The organism is Micromonospora sp. NPDC023869, from assembly GCF_055559695.1.
This window is the reverse complement of record NZ_JBVHKD010000001.1, coordinates 122504-129767: the sequence shown is the minus strand read 5'-3', so window position 1 is coordinate 129767 and position 7264 is coordinate 122504. Positions and strand designations below refer to the sequence as shown.

At 71.4% G+C, this 7264-nt stretch carries 6 protein-coding genes; 1 reads left to right on the top strand and 5 read right to left on the bottom strand.

The features are described 5' to 3' along the window. Window positions 1-122: 122 nt before the first annotated feature. From ACZ31C_RS00585 to ACZ31C_RS00565, 5 genes are all read right to left on the bottom strand, one after another. Entirely contained in the window at window positions 123-326 is a 204-nt protein-coding gene (locus ACZ31C_RS00585; protein ID WP_465793604.1) for a DUF397 domain-containing protein, read from the bottom strand. Beyond that, window positions 319-783 carry a DUF5753 domain-containing protein gene (locus ACZ31C_RS00580; RefSeq protein WP_465793603.1) on the bottom strand — a complete coding sequence of 155 codons (465 nt, stop codon included), beginning with the start codon at window positions 781-783 and terminating at the stop codon, window positions 319-321. Before ACZ31C_RS00580 ends, ACZ31C_RS00585 begins: the two co-directional genes overlap by 8 nt. 10 nt (window positions 784-793) lie before the next feature. Further along, window positions 794-1033, bottom strand: coding sequence for a Scr1 family TA system antitoxin-like transcriptional regulator (locus ACZ31C_RS00575; RefSeq protein WP_465793602.1), 240 nt, complete (start codon window positions 1031-1033; stop codon window positions 794-796). A 215-nt stretch (window positions 1034-1248) separates the two neighbouring features. Further along, on the bottom strand, window positions 1249-2979 hold the full coding sequence (locus tag ACZ31C_RS00570; protein ID WP_465793601.1) for a phospho-sugar mutase: 1731 nt from the start codon (window positions 2977-2979) through the stop codon (window positions 1249-1251). A gap of 66 nt (window positions 2980-3045) precedes the next feature. After that, on the bottom strand, window positions 3046-5169 hold the full coding sequence (locus ACZ31C_RS00565; protein ID WP_465793600.1) for a serine/threonine-protein kinase: 2124 nt from the start codon (window positions 5167-5169) through the stop codon (window positions 3046-3048). A 207-nt stretch (window positions 5170-5376) separates the two neighbouring features. Here ACZ31C_RS00565 and ACZ31C_RS00560 point away from each other — a divergent pair, with 207 nt between their 5' ends. After that, complete coding sequence (locus ACZ31C_RS00560; protein WP_465793599.1) at window positions 5377-6963, top strand: acyl-CoA mutase large subunit family protein; 1587 nt, start codon at window positions 5377-5379, stop codon at window positions 6961-6963. Window positions 6964-7264: the final 301 nt, after the last annotated feature.

Here is a 7264-nt window from a genome sequence, read left to right as displayed (position 1 = left end):
CGACGCCGGACGCCGGACGCCGGACGCCGGACGCCGGACGCCGGACGCCGGACGCCGGACGCCGGACGCCGGACGCCGGACGCCGGACGCCGGACGTGCGGCGCTCGACGTGGGGTGAGGGGTCAGTGGGACAGGTGGGTGGTGCGGACGGCGGTGACGAAGGCGGACCAGGCGGTGGGCGTGACGGTGAGGGTCGGGCCGGTCGGGTCCTTGCTGTCGCGGATGCCGACGACGCCGGACAGGTTGTCGGCGACCTCGACGCACTCGCCGCCGTTGGTGCCGCTGCGGGTGCTGGTGCGCCACTGTGCGCCGGTCAGATCACTCATAGCACTCTCCCCGGATGGCATCGATGAGCTCTATCGATTCTCCCTCCCCGAGCGCGATGGATTCCAGCCCACGCCAGACCCGCACGTAGGCGGCGATCTCGTGCGGCTGGTCGAGATAGAGCGCGCCGGTGAGCCCTTCGACATAGACGGTGGGTGGTTCGGACGGGCTCCCGAGCAGGGAATCCGGGAAGTCGAGCAGCACGAAAGTGCCCGCCTCGGCAGCGAGTGGCGGACCGGCGGCGAGCGGTAGGACGCGGAGGGAGATGTTGTGTCGCTGGCCGACGGCGAGCAGGTGGCGGAGTTGACCGGCCATCACCGGCCGGTCGGGCACCGGGCGGCGCAGCACCGCCTCGCTGAGCATTACGGTCAGTTCCGGAGCGGGTGGAAGCCGTCGGGTCAGTAGTCCCTGCCGCTGGATTCGGAAGTTGACCGCCTTCTTCCGTTCCTCCTCGCCCAACTCGGGCCGGTTAAGAAGAAAACAGCGCGGTGGCGTACTCGGGGGTCTGTAGCAGTCCCGGCACCAGTTCGGCGTTGTAGTGCCGCACGCTACTGGCCACGTTCTCCAGCCCGACATAGAGCGAGAACCAGGCGGGGATGGACTGGCCGTACGCGTGCCACCACCCCTCGGCCTTGCTGACCTCGGCGAGCCCGACCAGCACGCTCGCCTGGTCGGGTGTGGCCTGGTAAAGCTCGCCGAGCACGCGCACGTCCGGACCCCTGGCCGGGGAGAGGCCGCGCTCGATCCGCCAGATCTTCTGTCGCGAGCAGTCCAGTTGCTCGGCGAATGCAGAAATGGCGATGGTCGATGGAGTGATGCTATTTGTGGACGCGCAATGCAGGTAAGCGGTAGCGCTCGGTGATTGTGTTCGGGTGTGAGGAGGGGACCCCTGCTATGCACGAGGCGTTAATAAGGTGCCCTTCCTTACATCCCTAAAGCCCGAGCAACCTCCAGCCGCAACTCGCCTACGGCGCCCTCCGCGCGAGCCCGGGCCGCTGCGACGTCACCGTCGGCGACCTGTGCCACCACCTCCAGGTACGCCTTGAGCTTCGGCTCGGTGCCGGAGGGCCGGATCACCACCCGGGCCGCCCCGGTACGCAGGATGATCACGTCCGCCTCGGGCAGCAGGTCCTGTGCCTCGGTGACCGGCTGACCGAGCAGCGTGTCCGGGGTGGCCGCCCGGATCCGAGCCATCGCGTCGGCGATCAGCCGCAGGTCGTCGACGCGGACCGAGAGCTGATCGGTGTGGTGGACGCCGAACTCGGCGGCCAACTCGTCCAGCCGGTCGGTGAGCGTACGGCCCTGGGTCTTGAGGTCGGCGGCCAACTCGGCGACGGTCAGCGCGGCGGTGATGCCGTCCTTGTCGCGTACGTGGTCGGGGGCGACGCAGTAGCCGAGCGCCTCCTCGTAGCCGAACACCAGCGGCGCGGAGCCGTCCCCGGCCCGCACGATCCACTTGAACCCGGTCAGCGTCTCGCCGTACGGCAGGTTCCGGGCGGTGCACATCGCCCGCAGCAGCGACGACGAGACGATGGTGGTGGCGTACAGGCCGGTCACGCCCCGCCGCATCAGGTGGTCGGCGAGCAGCACCCCCACCTCGTCCCCGCGCAGCATCCGCCAACCCGAGCCGTCCGCTGCGCCGTTCGGCCCACCCGCGACGGGAGCAGAGGCCGCGTCGCCGGGTGCGCTGGCCGGGGTCCGGACCGCTACGGCGCAGCGGTCGGCGTCGGGGTCGTTGGCGATGGCGAGGTCCGCGCCGGTGGTGTCGGCGAGCGCGACCAGCAGGTCCACCGCGCCGGGCTCCTCCGGGTTGGGGAAGCTGACCGTGGGGAAGTCGGCGTCCGGCTCGGCCTGCTCCGGCACCACGCCGGGCGTCGGGAAACCGGCGGCGGCGAAGGCGGCGGTGAGGACCGTCGCGCCGACGCCGTGCAGCGGGGTGTACGCCACTGTCAGGTCCCGGGGGCCGCCGGGCGGCACCACCTGCACCGCCCGCGACACGTACCCAGCCACCAGGTCGTCGCCGAGCACCTGCCCGGCGGGACCGAGCGGCACCCGGGCCAGAGGGCCGACCGCCCGGATGGCGGCCTCGATGCCGGTGTCGGCCGGCGGCACGATCTGCGCCCCGGCACCGGAGTCCCCGCCCAGTTCGGCACCGAGATAGACCTTGTAGCCGTTGTCCTGCGGCGGGTTGTGGCTCGCCGTCACCATCACCCCGGCGACCGCGCCCAGTTGCCGCACCGCGTACGCCAGGACGGGGGTGGGCAGCGGGCGGGGGAGGAGCAGGGCCGGACGTCCCGCCCCGGTGGCCACCCGGGCGGTCTGCTCGGCGAACGCGCGGGAGCCGCGCCGGGCGTCGTACCCGATCACCAGCGGGCCGGTGCCGCCCTCGGCGGCGAGCCAGGCGACCAGCCCGGCGGCGGCCTGGGTGACCACGGCGAGGTTCATGCCGTTGGGGCCGGCGCGCAGCGGGCCGCGTAGCCCGGCCGTGCCGAAGGTCAGCGGCCCGGCGAAGCGGTCGGCCAGCTCGGCGGCGCTGTCCGGCAGTCGGTCGAGCACCGCTCGCAGTTCCGCCTGGTCAGCCGGGTCGGGGTCGTCGGCGAGCCAGCGCTGAGCCTGCTCGCGGATGGTGTCGATGTCAGTGGTCTCCGCCGCCATTGCCTCTTGATAGCACGGCGGCGGATCACCGGGGACGGCTCCCCGGCTGAGAGCGACCGGTCGCTCTCAGCCGGCGGAGGTGAGCTGGAACGACTTGAGCATCTCGTCATAGATCGGCTTGCTCTCGTCGAACCGGGCGTCGCTGACGGTCAGATAGAAGGAGTAGATCCGGCCCTCGTGGGCCACCCCGTGCCAGACACCGTGCCGCCTGGCCTCGCCGTCACCGCAGGTGTACTCGAACTCGGCCGACGGCTTGCCGGCCAGTTCCTTGTCCGCCATCGAGATCTGCGTGTACGGCTTGGCGCAGGAGTTCGACCGGGTCCTGAGGTTGTTCTCCGCACTCTGCGCCCAGCGGGTCGAGCTGCCGGCCCACTTCTCGTTGAGGATGCGGACCCGGCGACCGCTGTCGTCCGGGTCGGTGTAGTCGATGTAGACGGCGCCGGCCGGAGCGGTCCGCTTCCAGCCCTTCGGCACGAGCATCTGCACGCCGCGCGCCGAGTGCTCCTGCATCTCGACCGGCTCCCCCTCGTCCGAGGAGTTGCCCGGCCCGGCGACCGGGTCGGTGACGGGCGGGTCACCGCCGCCGCCGGAGAGCGCCACCGCGCCGATCAGCAGGACCAGCACCAGGCCACCAGCCGCCGCGAGCTGGACCTTGCGCGGCCAGCCCTTCACGGTCTCGACCGCGCGGGCACCCGCGACCTTGGCCTTGTCGAGCGTGCCGCCGCCCCCACCGGCGGGCGGTGGTGGTGCGCCGTACGGCTGGCGGGGCGCGGCCGGCCAGCGACCGCCGTAGTCGCCGCCGAGCTGCTGGGTGGCCTCCGGCCGGGCACCGAACCCGTACGCCCCGGCACCGATGTGCTGCGTCGCGTCCGCGCCGATGCGTTGGGTGGCGTTCGCGCCGATGTGCTGGGTGGCGTCGGCGCCGATGCGTTGGGTGGCGTCCGCGCCGCCGATCCGCTGGGTGGCCTCCGCACCGCCGATGCGCTGGGTCGTCTCGGCCCCGCCGCCGTAGGTGCGGCCGGCGGACGAGGCGGCGTTGCGCTGACCCGGGCGGGCCAACGCGTCGGCGCTGGTGTCCTCCATCGCGGCGGCACTGGTGGCGGCGGCCTTGCCGGGGCGCTCACCCCGGCTCAGCGCGGCCAGCCGGTCGGTCAGCGACTCACCGGGGGCGAGCATCGCCCGGCCGCCGATCTCACTCGCGGACGTGGACTTCTTCGCGGGGGCGACCGGCGCGGTGATCGGCGCGGACTGCTGCGGCACCGGCACCACGGAGTACGGGTCGGTCATCGAGTTGACCGCGGAGGCGGTGCTGCTCAGCGGGCCGGCGAGCAGTTCGCGCAGCATGGCGCGGGCGGTGTGCACGTCGAGCCGACGGGCCGGGTCCTTCTCCAGCAGGCCCATCAGCACCCGGGTCAGCGGGCCGCTGCGCTGCGGCGGGGCCGGCGGGTCCTCGACCACCGCGTGCATCGTCTCGATCGGGTCACCCCGGTCGAAGGGCGGCCGACCCTCCACGGCGGTGTAGAGCGTCACGCCGAGGGAGAACAGGTCGCTGGGCGGGCCGAACTCCTGACCCATGGCCCGCTCGGGCGAGATGAAGTGCGGCGAGCCCAGCACCATCCCCGGCGTGGTGAGCTGCACGTCGGTGGGCATCCGGGCGACACCGAAGTCGGTCAGCACGCAGCGGCCGTCGGAGCAGATCAGCACGTTGGCCGGCTTGACGTCGCGGTGCAGCACCCCGATAGCGTGGGCCACCTCCAGTGCGCCGAGCAGCGCGATGCCGATCTTGGCGACCACCCGCTGGGCGATCGGCCCGTCCTCGATCACCATGTCGGCGAGGCTGCGGGCGTCCAGCAGCTCCATCACGATCCACGGGCGTCCGGCCTCGGTGACCACGTCGTACACCTGGACCACCGCGGGGTGGGCGATGGCGGCTGCCGCGCGGGCCTCGCGCAGGGTGCGTTCGTACATCGCGTCGCGGTCGCTGGGCGCCAGGCCGGGCGGCAGGACGACTTCCTTGACCGCCACGTCGCGCCGCAGAAGTGTGTCTGTGGCCCGCCAGACCGTGCCCATGCCACCGTTGCCCACCGTCGAACGCAACGAGTACCGGTCACCGATGACGGTGCCGGGTGTCGCGCGGCCGTTGGTGGGGGTGCTGACTGGTCCGCCGCTCCACGTCGGGATCTGAGTCACAGAAAAGCCACCGGGGGAAGTCGAGGGGGCTGGGACACAACCTCCCTATCTTGCTGGTTCAGACGCCCGATGCGAAACCCGGCGCGGCGGACGTTTACCGTCCGGAACGGTACGTGTGCAGGCCCTCACGTCGGGTGGTGCCTCCGGAGGACCGAGTGTGCGCTATCCCTCACCCAGTGAACAGCACATTCGTCCTACCATCCGGTGATGAGCGAACGGCGGCGGTCAAGCGAGTCCGGCTTCCCGATCGAGGGCCTTTACACGGCGGAGCACCTGCCGGGTGATCTGGACTCCCGGCTGGGCGCTCCGGGCGAGTACCCGTACACGCGTGGGGTCTATCCCAGCATGTACACCTCCCGCCCGTGGACCATGCGTCAGTACGCCGGCTTCGGCACCGCCACCGAGTCCAACGCGCGGTACCACCAGTTGTTGCGGGCCGGCACCATGGGTCTCTCGGTCGCGTTCGACCTGCCCACCCAGATGGGGTACGACTCCGACGACCCGATCGCCTCGGGCGAGGTCGGCAAGGTCGGGGTCGCCATCGACTCCATCGAGGACATGCGGCTGCTCTTCGACGGCATCCCGCTGGACAAGGTCTCCACCTCGATGACGATCAACGCGCCGGGCTCGGTGCTGCTGCTGCTCTATCAGCTCGTCGCCGAGGAGAACGGGGTGCCGGGCGCCGCGCTCAACGGCACCATCCAGAACGACATCCTCAAGGAGTACATCGCCCGGGGCACCTACATCTTCCCGCCGAAGCCGTCGTTGCGCCTGGTCGCCGACACGTTCGGCTACTGCCGGGCCGAGGTGCCGAAGTGGAACACCATCTCGATCTCCGGCTACCACATGGCCGAGGCCGGCGCCTCGCCGGTGCAGGAGATCGCCTTCACGTTGGCCAACGGCGTCGAGTACGTCCGCGCCGCGATCGCCGCCGGGCTGGCGGTGGACGACTTCGCGCCCCGGCTGTCGTTCTTCTTCGTCGCCCGCACCACGCTGCTGGAGGAGGTGGCGAAGTTCCGGGCGGCCCGGCGGATCTGGGCCCGCCTCATGCGCGACGAGTTCGGGGCGAAGAACCCGAAGTCGATGATGCTGCGCTTCCACACCCAGACCGCGGGCGTGCAGTTGACCGCCCAGCAGCCCGAGGTGAACCTGGTCCGGGTCGCGGTGCAGGGGCTGGGCGCGGTGCTCGGCGGCACGCAGTCGCTGCACACCAACAGCTTCGACGAGGCGATCGCGCTGCCCACCGAGAAGGCGGCCCGGTTGGCGCTGCGGACCCAACAGGTGCTCGCGTACGAGACGGATCTGACCGCCACGGTGGACCCGTTCGCCGGCTCGTACGTGGTGGAGGCGATGACCGCCGAGATCGAGGCGGCGGCGGACGCGCTGATGGGTCGGGTCTTCGAGTACGGGTCGTCGGTGGACGCCATCGAGGCGGGCTTCCAGAAGCGTGAGATCGAGCAGTCCGCCTACCAGATCGCGCAGGAGATCGACTCGGGTGAGCGGGTGGTGGTCGGGCTCAACCGCTTCACCATCGACGCCGAGGAGCCGTACGAGCCGCTGCGGGTCGACCCGGCCATCGAGGCGGCGCAGGGCGAGCGCCTGGCCAAGCTGCGCGCCGGGCGGGACGGCGCGGTCGTCGAGCGGGCCCTGAACGAGTTGCGGGAGGCCGCTTCGGGCACCGGCAACGTGCTCTATCCGATGAAGGCCGCCCTGCGCGAGCGGGCCACCGTCGGCGAGGTGTGCGGGGCGCTGCGCGAGGTGTGGGGCGTCTACCGACCGACCGACCGGTTCTGAGCCGCTCTCGGCACTCTTCCGGTCGCCTCTCGCCACTCTTCCGGTCGCTGTACGTGTCGAAGCGGCCGTCTCCGGGTACTCCGCCCGAATGATCTCGTTGACGCACACCCTGTGCGGTCGGCGGCCGTCCGGACGTGTGAACGTCCATCGGTGCTGATCGCCGTGGGTGGTCGGGTAATTGTCGTACCGTCAGTTCATCGCGCCGACTAATGCGACAATTCGGAACGACGGGCGACGAGTTTCGACAAGTTTCTCCGCCCGAAACGCCGATTACGCGTTGTAGGAGGTGGGGGGCGGATGG